A 19020-nucleotide genomic window follows, 5' to 3' on the forward strand; every position below is an offset into this window, starting at 1 on the left:
CATGTATCCTGAGAACCCTCCTGTCAAGCAATAGTAATGCTACCTCATCGAATTTTAGATTACAAGACCTTTAAGCAGCTTTATGTCTTGTTACAGGGTAAGGCCGATACTTTGGGAGAGGCTGCGATCTGTATCACTGAGAAGATTTTAGAGCAAACGGAGTCTTCTTGGAATTATGGGCGATCGCAGTTTTTAGTTTTAGTGTCTCCAGCATTGAGGGTGCTGTTAATTGGTACGCCCCTAGGTCAATCCTCCGTGCATGAATTGCCTTACCTTCAAGTTGAGTTGACTTTTGATACTCAACCGATTGCTGTCTTTCTTAAACAATTGGTGCGGGAACTATCTAATCCTTCGTTAGCCACTCAAGCTTTAAAGAAAGTGATTCGCACGCCTCAAGTTAATTCCGCTTATTTACAAGGGGAGTTGATGCTGCAAATTTTAAGCCGCATTGAAGAGTCGGAATCCGGATTCCAAGAAGGTTTTGCCGGTACTTTTATGCATCCGGCTAGGCAAGAGAGACTTTTTTATCAAATTATTGCCCAAATGCAACAGGGGGTTGAGTTACCGACGATTTTATCTACGGCTATGGAGGAATGGCGTAGTTTATTACAAGTCGATCGACTTTTAATTTATCAATTTGATGTCTTTCCCAACACAGAGGAGAGTTCTATTCCGTTCCCCCAAAATTGGGGATACATCACCTATGAAGCCAAGGGGGGGAACTCCATCACTCCAGTTCTTCATTTAACGGAAGAAAAGTCGTGTTTTGCCCATGGATGTCAAGGAAGGGAAAAATATAAGCAAGGATGGATGGCGGTAATTTCAGATGTGGAGATTAGTTATCGAGATTCGCCTTGTTTATTAGATTTATTACGCCATTATCATGTCCGCGCTAAGTTGGTAATTCCTATTTTGGTGCGTAAACAAATTTGGGGATTAATGATTGCCCATCAGTGCCACTATCCTCGACGCTGGTTGGAATGGGAAAAACATACTCTGAAACGCTTGGCTGATTATTTGGCGATCGCGATCGATCAATCCCAAACTCAAAAAGATATCAGTCTAATTAGTGTAGACTCTGAATCCGTTAGTGAAGAGCCTGAAAAATCTTTATCCGATCTACAGTCCGATCTCTTGAAAAGTCAAATTCAAAATCGGATTAAAAGTGAGTTTTTGGCAGCGATTAGTCATGAACTGCGAACCCCCTTAACCTATATTATTGGGATGTCTGCGACGTTGTTGAGATTGGCATTTTCCCCGGATAGTGATGGACATAAATTAAGCATAGGAAAACAAAGAGTCTATTTACAAAAAATTCAGGATAGTGGCAGAAATTTATTAGAATCTATTAATAATTTACTGGATTTGTCTCAATTGGAAGCTGGGAAAACAGTTCTCAACATTCGCAAGTTTTCATTAATAAACTTAGCTCGTAACTGCAAGAAGTCACTCCAAAGCTTGGCTGAAGAAAAGAAGATAAGTTTAGTCGTTAACATCGATGGATTGGAGGGTGAAGATACGTTTCTTGCCGATCAGTACAGAGTTCAGCAAATTCTACTCAATTTAATGAACAATGCCCTTAAATTTACGCCAGAAGGAGGAGAGGTTATATTAACGATTTGGCGGGAAGAAGATCGAGCTATTTTCCAAGTCGAAGATACGGGGATTGGGATTAACAAAAATGCTTTTTCTTTCTTGTTTGAAAAGTTTCAGCAATTGGAAACTGCCTATGAACGTCAATATCCGGGTATGGGATTAGGATTAGCGCTCACTCGCCAATTGGTAGAACTTCATGGAGGACTGATTGAAGTCGATTCAACTTTGGGTGTTGGGTCGATATTTACGGTGAGTTTGCCCTCTCAACCCCAAGGTACAGTGAGCTTAAAGTCTTCTGGACATACGCCATTAAATCCCTGGGCAACCACTATCCCTCTAGGACGCTTGGTTTTAATTCAAGACAATGAACAGATGGCTTGGGAAATTTGTGATTTACTCACAGCAGCAGGCTATCAAGCAATTTGGTTATTAGATGGCTCAACGGTCACCCAACAAATTGAAGTGTTGCGTCCTTTGGCCATTATTACAGAAACTCAATTGCCCGATATGAGTGTTCAAGAATTAATTACGATTTTGCGAAATTCGACAACGACCTATAAAATTAAGGTGATGGCGATCGCCGACTCCTCTGAACAACAAGAGTTATCTCAAGATCCCCTTACCGAACCCGATGTGTATCTGAATAAACCCTTACAACTCGAAGAACTTCTGCAAACCCTTAGCCGAATCCTCATGCCAAAGTAATGCAGCCACTCAATAGATTACCCCTACACGGATTAATTGTCTCTTGCCAAGCGCCAGTCTCCTCACCTCTCCATGACCCTTCGGCGATCGCCGCTATGGCTAAAGCTGCTCTCAATCAAGGAGCCACCGCAGTTCGTATTGATACCCCTGCCCATATCCAAGCAGTCCGAGAACAGACAGATGCGCCTATTATTGGGCTGTGGAAGCGCCAATTCCCCGATTCTGAGGTGTATATTACACCCCAGTTTTCCCAAGCCGTAGAACTGGCGCAAGCGGGTGCAGATTGGATTGCGATAGATGCAACCAACCGACCTCGCCCAGGAAACGAAACGCTACACACCCTGATCGCTCAAATTCATCAGCAGTTAAATAAACCCGTGTTCGCAGATGTCGATACACTCGAGTCGGCAAACGTTGCTTTTGATGCCGGAGCCGATCTTCTGGCAACGACTCTCTACGGATATACCTCCGAAACCCGTCACCTCACCCCCCCAGGTTACGCTCTCTTAGAGCAACTGGTGCAAAACTTCAGTTGTCCCATGGTTTGTGAAGGGGGCATTAGTTCCCCAGAAATGGCACAGAAAGCGCTAGATTTAGGGGCGATCGCCGTCGTCGTCGGGACAGATATTACAGGAATTGACCAGAAGGTTAAATCTTATCAACAAATTTTGTCTACAGCTAAATCCGTGAGATATGCTGAATAAAGTCGTCAATTGACTTAAAGAATTATGGCCATTTCTCTAGCGAAAGGACAAAAGGTTTCTCTGGAAAAAGCATCCCCAGGGATTGAAGCGGCTTTTATTGGCTTAGGATGGGATATTAAAGCCACCGATACGGGTGTGGATTTTGACCTTGATGCCTCAGTTTTTCTCTTAGGGGAAAATGAAAAGTTGGTTTCCGACAAACATCTGATCTTTTACAATAACAAAAAAAGTTTAGATGGGGCAGTGGAATATATGGGGGATAACCGCACAGGTGCGGGTGAAGGAGATGATGAAGTCATTATTATTGACTTGCGAAAAATTGCCCCAGAGGTCATGAAATTGGTCTTTACCGTGACCATTTATGAAGCAGAACAACGCAAACAAAATTTTGGCCAGGTGAGTAATGCTTATGTTCGCTTGGTCAATGTGAAGACGAAGGAAGAGGCGATACGCTATGACTTAGATGAAGATTATTCCATTGAAACGGCGATGATTATCACCGAGTTATATCGCAAAGATGGAGAGTGGCGGATGAATGCTGTAGGTGCGGGCTATGGAGGTGGATTACAAGCTCTTTTAGACCGCTATAGTTAATTAGAAAAGGGCTAGGGGCAGGTTTCAAACCTGCCCTTACTTATTACTTATTACTGATTGATCAAGACCTTTGCCACAATCAAAAATGGCTGGCTTTCTCACTCTCTGTTCCCTCATCTTCCCATCCCCCATTTTCCCATACCAGGGTAATATGGTGGGTAAAGGATCTCTATTGTCCTTCCCCTATGGTCTGGAAATTCTGTGGTCGTTTAATCAAGCCGCTGGTTTATCATCTTTCCCTGCGGACGCTACTAACGGTTCCCTTCATTCTGCAATTGGGAGTAGTGACAGTCGTGATTACAGGATTATCTTTCCGCAGCGGAAAAGAAGCAGTCGATGTTTTGGTCAAGCAATTGGGACGAGAAACGAGCGATCGCATTGCCCAAGTTTTGGCAATGGAATTGGCCCAACCCCATTCTGTGTATCAAACGATTCAAGGAGCCATTGACACCGATCAAATTGATATTGAAGATTTTGAGCAACTGCAATGCTATTTTCAACGGTTAGTCAAACAAGATAATGGGGTAGACTATTTACTCTTTGGTCGTCCCACTGGTGAAGTCTTAGCCGTTCAGCAACTAGCCAATGGGGAAACCGTGGTTAAAGTGCGGGAAGGGAGTATTCCAGAGCGAAAAACCTATCGCTTAGATCGGATGTGCGATCGCCAAGAACTTTTAAGCATCCAACCCTATGATACTCGGCTCAAAAATTGGTATAAAACGGCCGTCGAAAAACGAAAGCCCACTTGGAGCGATATTTCTATTTCTTCCTATCCCTATCTCAACACAGGGGAATATTTTCTCTATGCTAAACCCGTCACCCCTGTGGCACGACCTACCGGTGAAATTCTAGGCGTATTAGGGGCAGAAATTTCATTAACCTATATTAATGAATTACTCAAAAGTTTAAAAGTGAGTCCATCTGGAATCGCATTTATTGTCGATCAATCGGGAGCGGTTGTTTCCTCTTCAACGGACGAACTTCTGTATCAATTTAACCAAGATAAACCCAAAAGAGTTCAGGCAATTCACAGTAACAATGCTCTGATTAAAGACACCAGTCAGTATCTTCTCCATCGATTTGACAATTGGCAAAACCTCTATAGTCAAAAACAGTTACTTTTTGATCGTCATTCTCAAAATCACTTAGTTCATATTGCCCCATTAACCGATAATCACGGTTTGGATTGGTTAGTGATTGTTGTGATTCCCATATCGGACTTTATGGGCCCCATTTATACCAATCTATCTCATACACTGATCCTCTGTTTAAGCGCATTATTAGTCGCTAGTTTAATCGGCAGTATCACTGCACAGCGTGTAATTAATCCGATCAAGAAACTCAGTGAATCTGCTAAAGCTGTGGCTCAAGGAGAATGGTATAACCGGGTAACTTTGCGGCGATTTGATGAGTTGCGAGAATTGGCCGATTCCTTTAATCGAATGGCCGATCAAATTCAACTGTCATTTTCTGATTTGGAGACCAAAAATCAAGAATTAGAACGGATCGATCGGCTCAAAGATGAATTTTTAGCCAATACATCCTATGAACTCAGAACTCCCTTAAATGGAATGATTGGTTTGGCCGAATCGATCTTAGAGACCGCATCTGTAAAATTATGCGAACACACTCAGTTTAATTTATCTTTGATTGTTTCTAGTGGTCGTAGACTCGTCAATTTAGTCAATAATATTTTAGATTTATCACGGCTGAACTATGATGAATTGACCCTCAACTGTAAGGCGGTTGAGTTACGAGCGATCGCCGAGGTTACTTTAACCCAATGCTATCCCTTAATTGGGACTAAAAATATTAAAATTAAGAACCAAATCCCCTCCGATCTCCCTTTGGTTGGCGCTGATGAAAAACGACTGGAGCAAATTTTTTATGAACTCATTAATAATGCAATTAAATTTACTGACTATGGATGTATACTCTTAATTGCTACTCGCGTTGACGATTATTTAGAGATTACAGTCCAAGATAGTGGTATTGGAATTTCTGAAGATAAAATCGATCGTATCTTCAAGCCTTTTGAACAAGAAAATGAACAGATCGCGCAGATGTATGGTGGTCTAGGATTAGGTTTAGCGTTAACAAAACGTTTAATTGAATTACATGGGGGAGAGTTACACGTTGTCTCTACCCTAGGATTAGGCTCAAGTTTTATTTTCACTTTACCTATTACTGATAACGTAAATTTTAAGGAGTCAAAATCTCAACAGGAAAGAATATCCGACCTCACTCAGGTTTCCTCAATGGCACAAATCTGGCAACCCACAGATTGTCAGAATGAAAAGCACAAAATTTTGATCGTTGATGACGAATTGACCGATCTTCAATTCTATACGAGCTATCTAAATTCAGGAGATTATGGAATTATTTTAGCTCAAAGTGGCGAAGAGGCATTAGATCTTTTAGCCCAAGGATTAATCCCAGATTTAATGGTTGTCGATGTCATGATGCCTCGAATGACTGGATACGAAGTTACTCGCCAAGTTCGCCTCACTCAAAGTCCCACAGAGTTACCAATTATTTTGTTAAGTACAAACAATCAAGTGGCTGATTTAGTGATGGGCTTAGAGTTAGGGGCAAATGACTATTTGACTAAACCTGTATCTAAGGATGGATTTTTGGCACGAGTCAAAATGCATTTAAATCTGAAATCTCTAAAGTTGGAAAATTTGCGGTTAGCCACGGAAGTTGAAATTACCAGTCGCCTGCAAAAAATTCTGTTGCCTAAAACGGAATCTCTCCCTGTGATTGAAGATTTGGAGATTGCCGGTTTTATGGAAACAGCCGATGAAGTCGGAGGAGATTATTATGATATTTTCTTACAAGATCAAGGTATCATTGTCAGTATTGGGGATGTGACGGGACATGGACTCGAAAGCGGTGTTTTAGCGATTATGGTACAAACGGCAATTCGGTGTTTGAGTTATAGCCAGTTTGCCGATATAAAGGATTTTTTCACGATTTTAAATCGGACTATTTTAGAGAATATTGAGCGCATGAATTCTGATAAACACTTAACGTTGTCCCTTCTAGAATACAATGAGGGCGTTTTAAGGTTGAGTGGACAACATGAATCGTTAATTATAGTACGCTCAATGGGTGAAGTAGAATGTATTGACACTCTGGATTTAGGCTTTCCTATTGGGTTAGATCGGAATGTGGGGACGTTCTTTCATCAACTGGAATTAGCTCTAAATCCTGGAGATGTGGCAGTTTTGTATACGGATGGAATTACGGAAGCGGAAAATCTCGATAAGGTACATTATGGAATCGATCGCCTCTGTACTATGATTAAGAGCGATCGCCATCAGAGCGCCGATGAGATTAAAACCGCTATTATCACTGACCTCAAGCACTACATTGGTACGCAAAAGATTTATGATGATATCACTCTCGTCATCCTCAAACGCAAAGAGATAGCGCTCTCAGAAGGGTAATGGGTAAATTCATTTATATTAAATTTCATACATTAAAAGAATGAAAAAAGTAGAGATAATCCCTGATATGCCCGATCATGCTGCCCTAAGCTATCCTTGGACAGCTCGCTATGCCAAGTTTTTGGCGTTAGTTCTGCTCTATGGCGCAACCGTTCACATAGGCAATATGGCTGGGTTGACAGGGACTCCCTGGTTATCGACTCCCCTACTCTGGCGTGGCATGGATGTGGCTCTGTTAAGTTTTGATATCGTAGCGGCGATCGCCCTCTGGCGAGGTTTAGGTTGGTCAGTGTGGCTCGTATTTTGTGGGATTATGGTACTACAATTCTTACCCTATACGATCTGGCGATCGCAGTTTATCCTCCAGCCTGAAGATGCCCAAACCTTAAATGGACTCTTGGGAACCGAAGCCTTGCTCTTGGGGATGTTTGCGCTGTTGCTGTGGTTGAAGAAATAGAGTTTCCTAATGCTAAAAGAACTTGACACAGATATTTGGGCTGCACCTGGTTTAAACCTGAAAAAACCAGAATTGCCGATTGATCGGACTATTCAGGGAGATAGGGGTGAGTTATTCGCTGGGTTAGAGTTCGTCTTTTTCAATGGCTTTAAGATTTTCGGCTTAAACGGAGTTGATGAACTCAATGAATGTGTCTTTTTTCATGCATCCAGCCGCACTTTAATTTTGACAGATATAGCATTTTACTTTGACGAAAGCTTTCCATTCCTCACACAATTTGCAGCTAGAATTCTTGGTGGATATAAACAATTAAGTCCATCCTTACTAGAGCGCATTGCCACCACCGAATTAGAACAAGTTAGAGCATCGGTTAAACAAGTTCTAAAATGGGACTTTGAGCGAGTTGTTGTGGCTCATGGCAGTATCGTTGAGCGAGATGGCAAAGAAAAGTTTAAGGAAGGTTATGAGCAATTTTTAAGGGGGTTATAAAATAGGATGAGTTAGTATGAGTTGTCTAAGGGCGATCGCGCACACAAAACGCACTAGTTTCGTTAAAAGTGGTATGATTTAGTTCGGATCTTGGTCGAATCCAAGGAGAAGCAATGGATATCCCAGACATTGAGCTACAAGAATTAGAAGCTGAATTCGGCCATGAGTTCGTGCAAGAACTGCACAAGTTTTCATCAGATGACCATAATGTTCGAGAAGAAGCGCTAGATAAAGTTCGTGACCGTATATTTTATCAGGGCGATGTACATAATAAAGTAGGTCTGGTTTTGCCATTTTTCATTAGACAAATTTATAAAGAGACAGATACAGAATTTCTTTTTAGTATTCTCTGTTGTATTGCTTCGATCGCTATATCTGACAATTTATCATGTTTAGATTCTCTTGACGAGTCCGATGAATACGATCGGAGTTATCAAAAATGGGTTAATTCTGTTCGCAAACCCATTTATCAAGCTTTGGATTTTTATATTGGCTTGCTCGAACACGAGATACCGAAGATGAGAATAATTGCTGCCGATATTCTCGCAGCTTGTAAACCACAATCTACCAACGTCTGTACAAAATTTTACGATCGCCTGAGACAAGAACCCGAACCGAACATTAGAGCATCGCTTCTCTTGCTACTAGCGATATTAGATGGAGAAACGCCTCTAGATAAGATGTTCTGCGAAGAAATATTACAATCTGATGACGCAGAAATAGTCAAACTGGCTGCTGCCATCTCACTCATGTATGTAGCTAGAGAAAATCCATCACAGGAACTGTTAGAACAATTCATAGAGCTTGGAGATTGTCCTGATATATTATTGCAGTTAAGCAATCATTTTGACTCATGGTATGCAGATGGACGTGGATTGTTTGTCAACTTTTTTGATCGATTGAGTAATCGTGTTCTAGAACAATTGATGCCGACTTTGACCTATCGATGGGCTTTCTTATATTACTATAATAACTGTAATTTATTGTTTGAGCTTGTCTTTCCAGAGGGTGTGATGAAACCGGGAACAGCAGTCAACACTCTTACGAACAGTCAGCAATTTCTTTTGCGGGCGATCGCTGATAATAAAGAGGCATGGGAATCAGGATTTAATATACGTTGTACTATTGAATATTCATTGATATACATTGGTATTAAGGAAAAACCAAAACGAGAGAAGTTGATTCGATTTCTCAGTGGCGAAGCGCTCTAAGACGATCTCAATTTATCCTTATTTTGTTCAAGAGTTGTAAATACTATGGAAACTATGAAAGAATTCTTGCAAGCGACTGACGTGATTGACTGGAAAAATCCAGAAGTTATGGACTGTGCCACAAAAATCACCTTAGACTGTAAAACTGTATTAGAAAAAGCTCAAGTTTGTTTCGAGTGGGTGCGAGATGAAATCTATCATAGTTTTGATTATCAAATGAATCCTGTGACTTGTCGTGCATCTGATGTTCTGAGGCACAAAACAGGGTATTGCTACGCTAAGAGCCATTTACTTGCTGCGCTTCTTCGAGCTAATCAAATCCCGGCAGGCTTTTGTTATCAACGATTGAGTATTGATGATCAAGGTGCCCCCTACAGCTTACATGGTTTTAATGCGATCTACTTACCAGAAACAGGTTGGTATCGGGTAGATCCCAGAGGGAACAAAGAAGGAGTCAATGCTCAATTTTCTCCTCCCCAGGAGTCTTTAGCATTTAAGATTCAGTTGCCTGAAGAAGCAGATTTTCAGGTCATTCTCCCCGATCCACTACCTATTGTTGTAGAAGCTCTACAGTCATACAGAACCTGGGATTCAATGCTGGAGAATCTTCCCGATCTTTCGATAGAAATGCTTCCTGATTCCTGTCGAGAGAATCGTACGCAGTACCAATCGATTCAATAGTCGCTATAATACAGCGCTTTGCGTTGCGATGGGAGGATAGGGAGATAGGGGGGATAGCCAATAGACTTCTTGCATAAATGGGCAGAAAATGAATAGTAATGCAGGAATCCTGTATTCTAATACCTATTCCCCATTCCCTATTCCCTCACCTTCTGCAAGAAGTCTAATCTCTCCATCCCTCTATCCCACTACCTTGTCATCTGTTGAATCAAGGTTAACACCGCAGTCCGAGAGAGCTTTTCCTCTCCTGCTTGCAATACGTCTAAGGTTGCATGAGCTAGAGCCAGAGGAATCTTACAAAACTCCAATGCTGGCCCAGCAGGCAAAGCTTCTGTATACTGATTGGCTAACTCTAAATTACGACGGGCATAGGCTTGCATCTGAGAAATTGTCCAATCTTGGGGAAAAAAATCTACTCCACGCTGGCGATCCTCGTGGTGATTGCGGAGAATGTTCACGGCTTGTAACCCTCGTCCAAAGGCGATCGCCTCAGTCCGATTCGTCTGCGTGCCATCATACCATGCCCACAGATCCGAAAGCATCAAGCCCACAGCCCCAGCGACACTAAAGGTATAACAGTCTAAATCCCGCTCAGTCAGGACATTCCAGTTACACTCAGCCCAAGAAGCCATCCGGTTCGCCATCGCTGCGGTAGCATCCCAAATGCGGGGAGAAATATCTTGGGGTGCTAAGGTTGCCCACTCATATAATCGTAAACTCACCTCTGGAATCTCGGACTCATACCTGCCCCAATTCAAGCGAGCTTGTGCCAATGTGCCATTATTGACCCCAGACTGTAATCCCCAACTCATCTGACGCAAAATCTGGCTTTTTACCTCATTGTCCAGAGTTGGATGATCCTCAACCTCATCAATGGCACGCATACATAAATAGGCAGAAGCCACTGCTTCTTGTAGATTAGGAGGAAGACGGATAATCGGAATATAAAATGTCCGACTCGTTTCTTCCAAAATCTCTAAGGCACTTTTAAGGGCGCTCATCCATTCAACTCCTCACATTTGCTTGTTACTAGCTTATAATTCATCAAGAGCAGACAAGCAAGTTTTTTAGATCGGTTTTAGGGTAAATGGGGAGAGCAGAGGATCGGGAGTACCGGTTAACTGATGGGCAAACCGGAAGGCGATCGCCAGCAAGCAGTAAGTCACGATTCTTAACTCCTTTCTTCTCTGCTATACAACAATCAAAGTGGAGGAGATTACCCCCACTCGATTGAGTTCTTCTACTATGGATTATACGCTCAGGAATAGGTCGGGAGTTAAGGCACTCACATTGGTTTGTTCCACCACTGCTAGGATTTGATTTCCAAATGAAAGAGTAACATTGGCTCCAGTTTGGGTAATTTGTAACTGTTGGAAGGTTAACCCTCCAGCTAACCCAATCCGATCGCCTGTACCAAAATCAGCGATGCGATCGGTTCCACGACCATTCTGTAGCACAAAGACATCACTCCCGACTCCACCGACGAGACTATCATTACCGATATCTCCATAGAGGAGATCATCGCCAGTACCACCGAGGAGAGTATCGCTGTCTCGACCTCCACGCAGAGTATCGTTACCCACACCGCCATCTAAGTAATCCGCGCCTTGATTGCCCAATAACCGATCGTTACCGGCATCTCCACGTAGACCATCATTACCTAAATTACCGATAAGGATATCGTCATTTTGACCGCCACGCAGCAGATCGTCCCCTCGTCCGCCATAGGCCAAGTCGTTACCCGGCCCTCCATTGATGTTGTCATTACCGCTACCGCCAAAGAGTTGGTCATTACCCCCATTTCCTTGCAACAGGTCGTTACCGCGATCGCCACTTACCAGATCGTTCCCATCACCACCACGGGCAGCATCGTCACCTTGACCACCAAAAATCACATCATTCCCAGCATCACCACTGATAATATCGCGACCTTGATTACCAATTAGCAGATCGGCTCCAGCCTCTCCATTGACGTTATCATCTCCACCACCAGCAACAACGATATCCGGGCCCCCTCTAGCATTGAACGTCTCATTCTGGTTGTCTCCCAGAAGAAGATCAAACGTATTGATTCCCGTGATAGTTACGCTGGCTAAATTGGGCGAGGGGAAAGGAGGAGGATTATCCAAAGCTGCCACTACAGCAGCAACCTGTTCCGCATTCAGACTAATTTCAACCGTTCCATTCCCAGGAGTCGGGGTTGGCGTTGGGGTGGGAGTCGGGGTTGGGGTGGGAGTCGGCGTTGGCGTTGGTGCAGACGCTCCTAGATTAAGACCAACAATTACGGGGTCGTGATCGGAGTTGCGGAAGGGAACTGATCCATCAAAAATACCAGTATTTCGACCAAAGTCCGTATTATAGTCGATCGCATCGGGTTCATCTGCATTGACGTGCCACTCCGTCGTTCCAGTCACCTGCGAGAGCAAGCTGGAATTCGCCAGAGCATAGTCTAGGGTTCCCGTTTGTCCGTCGAAGACGAACGAATAGGCATCAGAGCCGAGAAACTGTTGGGCTAAATCTGTATATCCTGCGTTTTCCAGGTTAGTAATCGCATCTTCTTGAGCATAGGCGTTGAGATCGCCCAAAATCAAGAAATCACTATCGCCGCTATTGGTGGGGTCAGTATTGAGCCAATTGGCCAGAGCAGTAGCCGCATCAGCGCGGGTATCAGACCAAAATCCTTGACCATCCAACTGGTCAAAATCTGGATTACTGGTATCAGTCAGGCCAGAACTGCCCTTAGACTTGAAGTGATTGACAACAGCGGTAAAGCTTTCCCCAGAAGTGGTTTCGGTGAAGGTTTGGGCTAAAGCAGCACGGTTGCGGTTCTGTCCAGAATTGTTCGGGTCGAGGAAAGCGGCTGTATTTAAGATGCTGCTATTACCAGAGAGAGACACTTGACTCGGTTTGTAGATGAATCCTACCGCGATCGCATCATCCCCCACAAACTGAGTTCCCGGATTCACCCAATCATAGGTTCCGGCACCAACCGAGGCATTTAACTCATTCACCAGATTTTCAATCGCATTACCGCTACTTCCGGCTTGAAAGTCATTTTCAACCTCCACTAACCCAACAATATCAGCATCTAAAGTACTTAACGCTGTAACCAGTTTTTCCGTTTGCCGAGTAAACTCTGTGGCATTATCTGCGCCACGAGGGTTATTACCATTAGCAGTGGTGTTGCTGCCTTCATCTAGAGTAGTGAAGTAATTGAGAACATTGAAACCAGCAACTTTTAGGCTGCCACCAACAGCATTAGGCGTTGCCGGCCGGGGGTTAGTCGATACGAACGTCGGCGTAACCGTCGGATGAATGCGGTAGTTTTGGTCTCCAGAACCCCCACTCCCCCGACTAAAGTTGACTACTCCAGTCAAATTAGTTACGGTATCTCCCATGCGGAAGCCATCAGCAGTAGAGAGGCTACCATCAGGAAAGATAATGGGGTCAGGATTTTGAACCGTTTGACCGTCATCAATAACAATGTTACGCCGGGCAATATCTTGCTGGTGAGTAGCAAATCCGGCCACATTGGGAGCATTATTTTGCGTAAACTGTTCTAAGCGTCCTCCTTGGGAAACTCTTAGCTCTCCGAAGCGATCGAGCTGAAACATTTCCGTTACACTCAAGGTATCGGTAAAGCGGACTAACATCCCTTCGTATTGTTCCAGATCGGGGATGAGTTCGCCATCCGCATTAGTTACCGTGGAAGCAACGGGAAGGGAGATATCCGTCGCAGTAGGTAAAGTATTTCCAGAAGAAACAACCGTAACGTTGCTGACGTTAGTTAGCTCCGTCAGACCAAAAAATTCCTCAACTTCTCCAGTCACTTGCACTTTATCGCCCACCTGGACATTAACCGCAGGACTGAAACCGTCAAAGACAAAAATTCCTTCTGAGGTGGCGGCATTTCCATCAGCATCGGCATCTTCTTCTTGGACAAAAAAGCCATTGAGATCGCCATTGGTTCCAGCTCCAGCTCCGTCTTGGAAGTTGCCAACAACAATACCTTCAATCGTTACCGTATTGCCATCAAGGGCACTAGCCGCGCTGCTTCCCTGGATGTCGTGAATTGAGGTGATGGAGGGAGCAGGTGAAGGTGAGGGAGAGGGAGAACCACTAACAGTAAAGCTTCCAGAGAAGGTTTGAGCTGTACTATTACTACCCGTCCAATTGGCAGAATTATTGATAGCAGCGAGTAATTCAGCTTGAGTCCCAGATGTAGTGCCTACGTACTGGGCATTATCGATTTCAATCAAGGCTACAGCATTAGTGCCGTTGGTGAGTCCTTGAGGTAATGCTGAGGTATTACTACTGGTGGCATCAGCTTGCCATACTCCTGTCGTCCCTTCGTTATTCAGAGCGGCGATAAAGTCAGATGCTCCCTGATAGGCGAGGATCTGGTCTCCACTGGTACTTAGTGCAGGTGTAGTTGCACTGAGTGTCCCGGAAGATGCTGTAGTTCCGGTAATGGTTACCACCGTTCCCGCAGTGATGCCGCCAGCAGGGGGAGTCCAGGTAATAGTATTTTCATTAGTACGAAAGGTGTTGTTAGATTGCCAACCGTTATCGGTGAAGAGAATAGATTCGCTATCGGCAATATTGACAAGAGCAACGAAAGCGAAGTTGTCTGGGTTATCGGCGTTGTATTGGACAAATGCGATGTCCCCTGGATTGAGTGCCATTGTTTTTTACTGTGCTTAGTTTGCTGTGATTGAGTAGATGGGTAAACGAATGGGTATCGCACTCTGGAGAAGTTCCGAAGGCGATTAATCCCGGCTTGACTTCTGAATCATTTGTCTCTTAACTTGCGTCAGTACCCAAGACTAGGAGGAAGCCACACAGCTTTTTACAGTAAGGTGCGATCATTTATATTTCATAAAGCTCTGGTCAAGTGTTGCTGAAGACGAGATAAACTTTAGGTAAAGAATATCCCTCTTCTGTCACTTTGCTTTTAACTTGAATCGCCAGCCAAGAAGCAGTGAGTAACGATTCTTAACTCCCCCCTTCTCTGCTACATAACCGTCAAAGAGGAGGAATTTGTCCCAACTGCCTCTTCTTGAGAGCATTCTTTGGTTGACATACTCCACCGGCTCAAGCCGAGTGTATTCTCCAAACATCACTGCTTTGGATGAGCGATCGAGCTGAAACAGTTCCATTACACTGAGCATAACGGTAAAGTGGGTAATGTTGGTTCACTCTGTGAGACCGAATAATTGATCGACGACTCCCGTGACTTGCACTTGGTCTCCCATCTGGACATTAATCCCAGAACTAGAACCATCAAAGACAAAAAGAGGTGGTGGCGTTCCCATCAGTCAATATCGGCATTCTCTTCTTGGACAAATAAAGCCATTCAGGTTACCCGTTTATATTCCATAACGCTCTGGTAAAATGTTACGGAAATTGTCAATCAATAGCTTGATAAATCTTACCACCGTAAACAATGATTCAAGAACAAACAGAACATCACATAGACTCTCAAATCGCCAGTCAGAATCAAAGCGATTTAGCTGAAAAGAACTTGCTTTTGTGCTGTATTCGTTATCAATTAAATTCAGCTACTTCCTCTGATATTTGCGGTTTGCTCCGGACTAATTTACACTGGGATATTCTGGTGCAAAATGCAGTTCAGAATAATGTCTTTATGATCCTGGTTCAAACTCTAAAAGCAACTCATCCAGAGGTCATTCCTTCATCTGTATTGGAGAGAATAGAACTTAAAGTTCAACAACGAATGACCTATAATTTGTTTCTGACCAATAAACTGTTGCAAGTGCTGAACTTATTTGCAGAACATAATATTCAAGCCATTCCTTTTAAGGGGCCAATCTGGGCAAATTTGGCTTATGGAAATATGGGATTACGAGACTTTTGTGATTTAGATATTTTAGTTCGTCCTCAAGATTTCTCTAAAGCTAAAGATGTTCTCATTGAGCAAGGGTATTATGACAAACACTTTGGCGCAATTGAAGAGAGTATTGGAGAAGCTCATATGGTATTACCCGATCGCCAAGTGAACATTGACCTACATTATAAGTTAGTGCCACAACACTTTTATCTAAAGATTGAACCAAAATCCTTTTTTGAGGGCTTGCAAACTTTATCTTTTTTGGGCAAAAAAGTAGAAATTTTTTCTCCAGAAAGTTGTATTGCTCTTGGCTATTTTCATGGCACAAAAGAAGGTTGGAACTCATTAAAAAGAATCTGTGATTTTGGGGCATTAGTTCAAACTTATCCAGAAGCAAATTGGCGGAAAGTTATGGCTCAATGTGGAACGGATGAGAAGGATCGCATATTTTGGCTCGGAATTGCGATCGTGCAAACTTATCTGCAAATTCCCCTTCCAGAGAGACTTTCAGAAAAGCTGAAGGAGTTTCCAGAAGTGGTGAAAGTTGCCAGACAACATAAAGAGTATATGTATCATAAAAACAGGGAATATAGCTATATTTTCTATATTATCAGTTTGTGGGAGAAAAGAGAAACGAATTTATGGAATAAGTTGCAATATTTTCTAAAGATTGTTTTTCGTGTAAATGCAAGCGATCGAGACTCACTTCCCCTGCCCAAGCTTTTGTTTTTCCTCTATTATCCCCTGAGAATTGTCAAGTTGATCGGAAATTATAAAATCAGCAAAGAAAAAATATCGTCTCTCTGGAATTTATTCAAAGGTTGATATTATTGATAATACTTGGCTTGAATTTTAAATAAACGCGCATAAGTTCCCCCTAGTTTTAATAACTCTTCGTGGGAACCTGTTTCTACAATTCTACCTTTTTCTAGGACAAAAATGCGATCAACCATCTTGACTGTAGACAGACGGTGGCTGATGAGAATAGCGGTTTTCCCTTGAATCAGTTGACGGAATTGTTCAAATACTTCATATTCTGCCTCAGCATCCAGAGCGCTGGTTGGTTCATCAAGAATCAGCAGTTGAGCCGGACGCAGGAAGGCACGAGCGATCGCCACTTTTTGCCATTCGCCAATGCTTAATTCTTCTCCTTCATCAAATTGCGTTCCTAACATGGTATCATAGCCTTTCGGCAGTCGAGAAATAATTCCTTCCGCTCCTGATTTTTGGGCAGCATTGATGATATCTGGGTGATTATCAATATGGTCAATGTTACCAAAGCCAATATTTTCTCGAACCGTTAAATTGTAGCGCACATAATCTTGAAATACAACACTGATGTTTTGCCGCCAATCGATGACAGAAAGTTCGCGCAAGTCAATGCCATCAATTGTAATTCGTCCATTTGTCGGATCGTAGAGACGACATAATAATTTAATTAACGTGGTTTTTCCTGCACCATTTTCCCCTACTAAAGCGACGGTTTCTCCTACGGGAATCGTCAGATTAATGTCTTCGAGTAAGGGACGACGACTATGGGGATATTGGAAGGAAACATTTTCAAATCTTAAACCTTTTTGGAAAGGTTGAGGAAGCCATTGAGGATGGATCGGATTAGCAATAGTGGGTTTTAAGTCCAGGAATTCGTAAAGATGGGAGAGAAACAAACTATTTTCATATAAACTCGCTATATTAGACAGAAGCTGTCCTAAAAAGGCTTGACCTCGTTGAAAGCCTTGGTAATACATGACCAAACTTCCGAGCGTGATTTCTCCTTGGATGGTTTGATAGGCAATAAAACTAAATACGGCAAAAATCGCGAGAATACCACTCAATTGAGTCAAAAAATCGGCGATCGCCCGTTTTCTCGCTAAACCTAATTTTTCTTGACGAATCTCCTGGCGTAGGTCATAATAGCGCCTACGAAACAGCGTTCCAAGATCGAATAACCGGATTTCTTTGGCATAGGTATCTAAGGTGAGCATCCAATGAAAGTACCAAGCAATCCGTTCTTTTCCCGTCCAAGTCTTTTGCTGTCGGTACAGTAGTTTACTATGCTGTAAGCGAACGAATAAAACTGGCAGTGCTGCGGCTAATAAGACGATACTAATCGACCAGTGTAGGGAAAGTAGCAATCCCGCGATCGCCACCAGAGAAATTGCATTTTGGGCCAACTGTAGCAAACTATTCAGTAGGTTTTGCGGTCGATAACTGGCTTCCTGTTGAGCGCGGTGCAGAGAATTATAAAAATTAGCATTTTCGTAATATTCTAGGTCAAGCTCAATGGATTTGCTGTGTAGAATATCATTGACAAAATCAGTAACAATTTGCGATTGAGCTTGGGTGGCATACCCGGAGAAAGCCCGTAGTAGATTGGTAATCAGTGCTGTTATCCCCACCAGCAGAACAATGGTGAGGACATCATAAAAAGCAGAAATGCCGTTACCGATACCCGCAGTCACTGTATCGATCAGTAGCTTCATTAAATACAGTGAAGCTAATGGCAATAAGCCTTGGAAAAACACCAAAATAATCGTACAAGATGTCCAAAATCGTGTGCTTTGCCAAACTAAACCGATCGCTCTTTTCAGATTTTTGAGCAGTTGTACTTGAGATTGCATCGGTGTTATTCTTCTCCCAAGAACCAACTGACAATCGTCAATCTCTCTCCGGCTGTCACTGGCTTCACTTCATGCATCAGATCGCTCTCAAACGCCACAAACAAGCCGGGTTGGCCATTGAGCGACAAGCCTAACTTATTTGCTTTCTCATCTTTCAATAAACCATAAAACATTAATTCTCCACCTTTATAAGTATCGAGACTGCTACTGTCTGATTTTTCGGTCTGTTCTTCACCATTCACGAAAATGACGACAGAAATCCGTCGCCTTTGGTTAATATGTTGGTAATTCTCGTTAAAATTACGATCTTGGTGGGGCAAATAAAAGTCACCTTCTCGGTAAAACAAAAAGTTAAGCCCTTGACAATCCACTAATTTTACTTGAAATTTGGCTTCCAGTTGTGGGGCGATCGCTCTGAGCTTATGACCGACAGTTTCAACAATGGATTGGGATAACTGGGTTTGTTGAACTTTGCGAAGGGTTTCATTCACTACAGATTCGCCTTTATCGTTCACCACACCACCGAGATCGATTTTCTGGGCTTGACGAGCGGCTGCTAGGATTTGCTGACAAAGTTGGCGATCAAGGAAGTCTCGTACTACGAAGACACCCAAGCGCTCAAACAGGGTTAATTGATCGAACATTGACAGATTTTGGTT

14 protein-coding genes are annotated in these 19020 nt (G+C 43.0%); 9 read left to right on the plus strand and 5 right to left on the minus strand.

What is annotated here, in order from left to right:
- Nucleotides 1-36: 36 nt before the first annotated feature.
- From J7529_RS02600 to J7529_RS02635, 8 genes are all read left to right on the plus strand, one after another.
- Nucleotides 37-2301 (plus strand): ATP-binding protein, encoded by a 2265-nt coding sequence (locus J7529_RS02600; RefSeq protein WP_318727703.1) that lies wholly within the window; start codon nucleotides 37-39, stop codon nucleotides 2299-2301.
- Nucleotides 2301-3005 carry an N-acetylmannosamine-6-phosphate 2-epimerase gene (locus tag J7529_RS02605; RefSeq protein WP_318727704.1) on the plus strand — a complete coding sequence of 235 codons (705 nt, stop codon included), beginning with the start codon at nucleotides 2301-2303 and terminating at the stop codon, nucleotides 3003-3005. The genes J7529_RS02600 and J7529_RS02605 overlap by 1 nt, the downstream gene beginning before the upstream one ends.
- A gap of 24 nt (nucleotides 3006-3029) precedes the next feature.
- A complete protein-coding gene (locus J7529_RS02610; protein ID WP_271941109.1) occupies nucleotides 3030-3599 on the plus strand; it encodes a TerD family protein in 570 nt (189 codons plus the stop codon).
- A gap of 185 nt (nucleotides 3600-3784) precedes the next feature.
- Nucleotides 3785-7051 (plus strand): SpoIIE family protein phosphatase, encoded by a 3267-nt coding sequence (locus J7529_RS02615; RefSeq protein WP_318727705.1) that lies wholly within the window; start codon nucleotides 3785-3787, stop codon nucleotides 7049-7051.
- Between the two features lie 40 nt (nucleotides 7052-7091).
- Nucleotides 7092-7508 carry a hypothetical protein gene (locus J7529_RS02620; protein ID WP_318727706.1) on the plus strand — a complete coding sequence of 139 codons (417 nt, stop codon included), beginning with the start codon at nucleotides 7092-7094 and terminating at the stop codon, nucleotides 7506-7508.
- Between the two features lie 9 nt (nucleotides 7509-7517).
- Entirely contained in the window at nucleotides 7518-7997 is a 480-nt protein-coding gene (locus J7529_RS02625; RefSeq protein WP_318727707.1) for a hypothetical protein, read from the plus strand.
- Nucleotides 7998-8110: 113 nt separating this feature from the next.
- Nucleotides 8111-9208 (plus strand): HEAT repeat domain-containing protein, encoded by a 1098-nt coding sequence (locus J7529_RS02630; protein ID WP_318727708.1) that lies wholly within the window; start codon nucleotides 8111-8113, stop codon nucleotides 9206-9208.
- 54 nt (nucleotides 9209-9262) lie between these two features.
- Nucleotides 9263-9889, plus strand: coding sequence for a transglutaminase family protein (locus J7529_RS02635; RefSeq protein WP_318727709.1), 627 nt, complete (start codon nucleotides 9263-9265; stop codon nucleotides 9887-9889).
- Between the two features lie 188 nt (nucleotides 9890-10077).
- Here J7529_RS02635 and J7529_RS02640 read toward each other — a convergent pair whose 3' ends face one another.
- The 3 genes from J7529_RS02640 to J7529_RS02650 form a co-directional block, all read right to left on the minus strand.
- Nucleotides 10078-10890, minus strand: coding sequence for a phytoene/squalene synthase family protein (locus tag J7529_RS02640; protein WP_318727710.1), 813 nt, complete (start codon nucleotides 10888-10890; stop codon nucleotides 10078-10080).
- A 249-nt stretch (nucleotides 10891-11139) separates the two neighbouring features.
- The gene (locus tag J7529_RS02645; protein WP_318727711.1) at nucleotides 11140-14574 is read right to left on the minus strand and encodes an ExeM/NucH family extracellular endonuclease; all 3435 of its coding nucleotides are present in this window, start codon (nucleotides 14572-14574) and stop codon (nucleotides 11140-11142) included.
- A 258-nt stretch (nucleotides 14575-14832) separates the two neighbouring features.
- Complete coding sequence (locus tag J7529_RS02650) at nucleotides 14833-15060, minus strand: hypothetical protein (protein WP_318727712.1); 228 nt, start codon at nucleotides 15058-15060, stop codon at nucleotides 14833-14835.
- 275 nt (nucleotides 15061-15335) lie between these two features.
- Here J7529_RS02650 and J7529_RS02655 point away from each other — a divergent pair, with 275 nt between their 5' ends.
- Nucleotides 15336-16565: a nucleotidyltransferase family protein gene (locus J7529_RS02655; RefSeq protein WP_318727713.1), complete on the plus strand. Its 1230-nt coding sequence runs from the start codon at nucleotides 15336-15338 to the stop codon at nucleotides 16563-16565.
- A gap of 2 nt (nucleotides 16566-16567) precedes the next feature.
- Here the strand turns inward: J7529_RS02655 and J7529_RS02660 are convergent, their stop codons facing one another.
- Both J7529_RS02660 and J7529_RS02665 read right to left on the minus strand, forming a co-directional pair.
- Nucleotides 16568-18361 carry an ABC transporter ATP-binding protein gene (locus tag J7529_RS02660; RefSeq protein WP_318727714.1) on the minus strand — a complete coding sequence of 598 codons (1794 nt, stop codon included), beginning with the start codon at nucleotides 18359-18361 and terminating at the stop codon, nucleotides 16568-16570.
- Between the two features lie 5 nt (nucleotides 18362-18366).
- A complete protein-coding gene (locus J7529_RS02665; protein ID WP_318727715.1) occupies nucleotides 18367-19005 on the minus strand; it encodes a 2OG-Fe(II) oxygenase in 639 nt (212 codons plus the stop codon).
- Between the last annotated feature and the right edge of the window lie 15 nt (nucleotides 19006-19020).

It is taken from the genome of Roseofilum sp. Guam, from assembly GCF_017746735.1.
GTDB classification, from domain to species: domain Bacteria; phylum Cyanobacteriota; class Cyanobacteriia; order Cyanobacteriales; family Desertifilaceae; genus Roseofilum; species Roseofilum reptotaenium.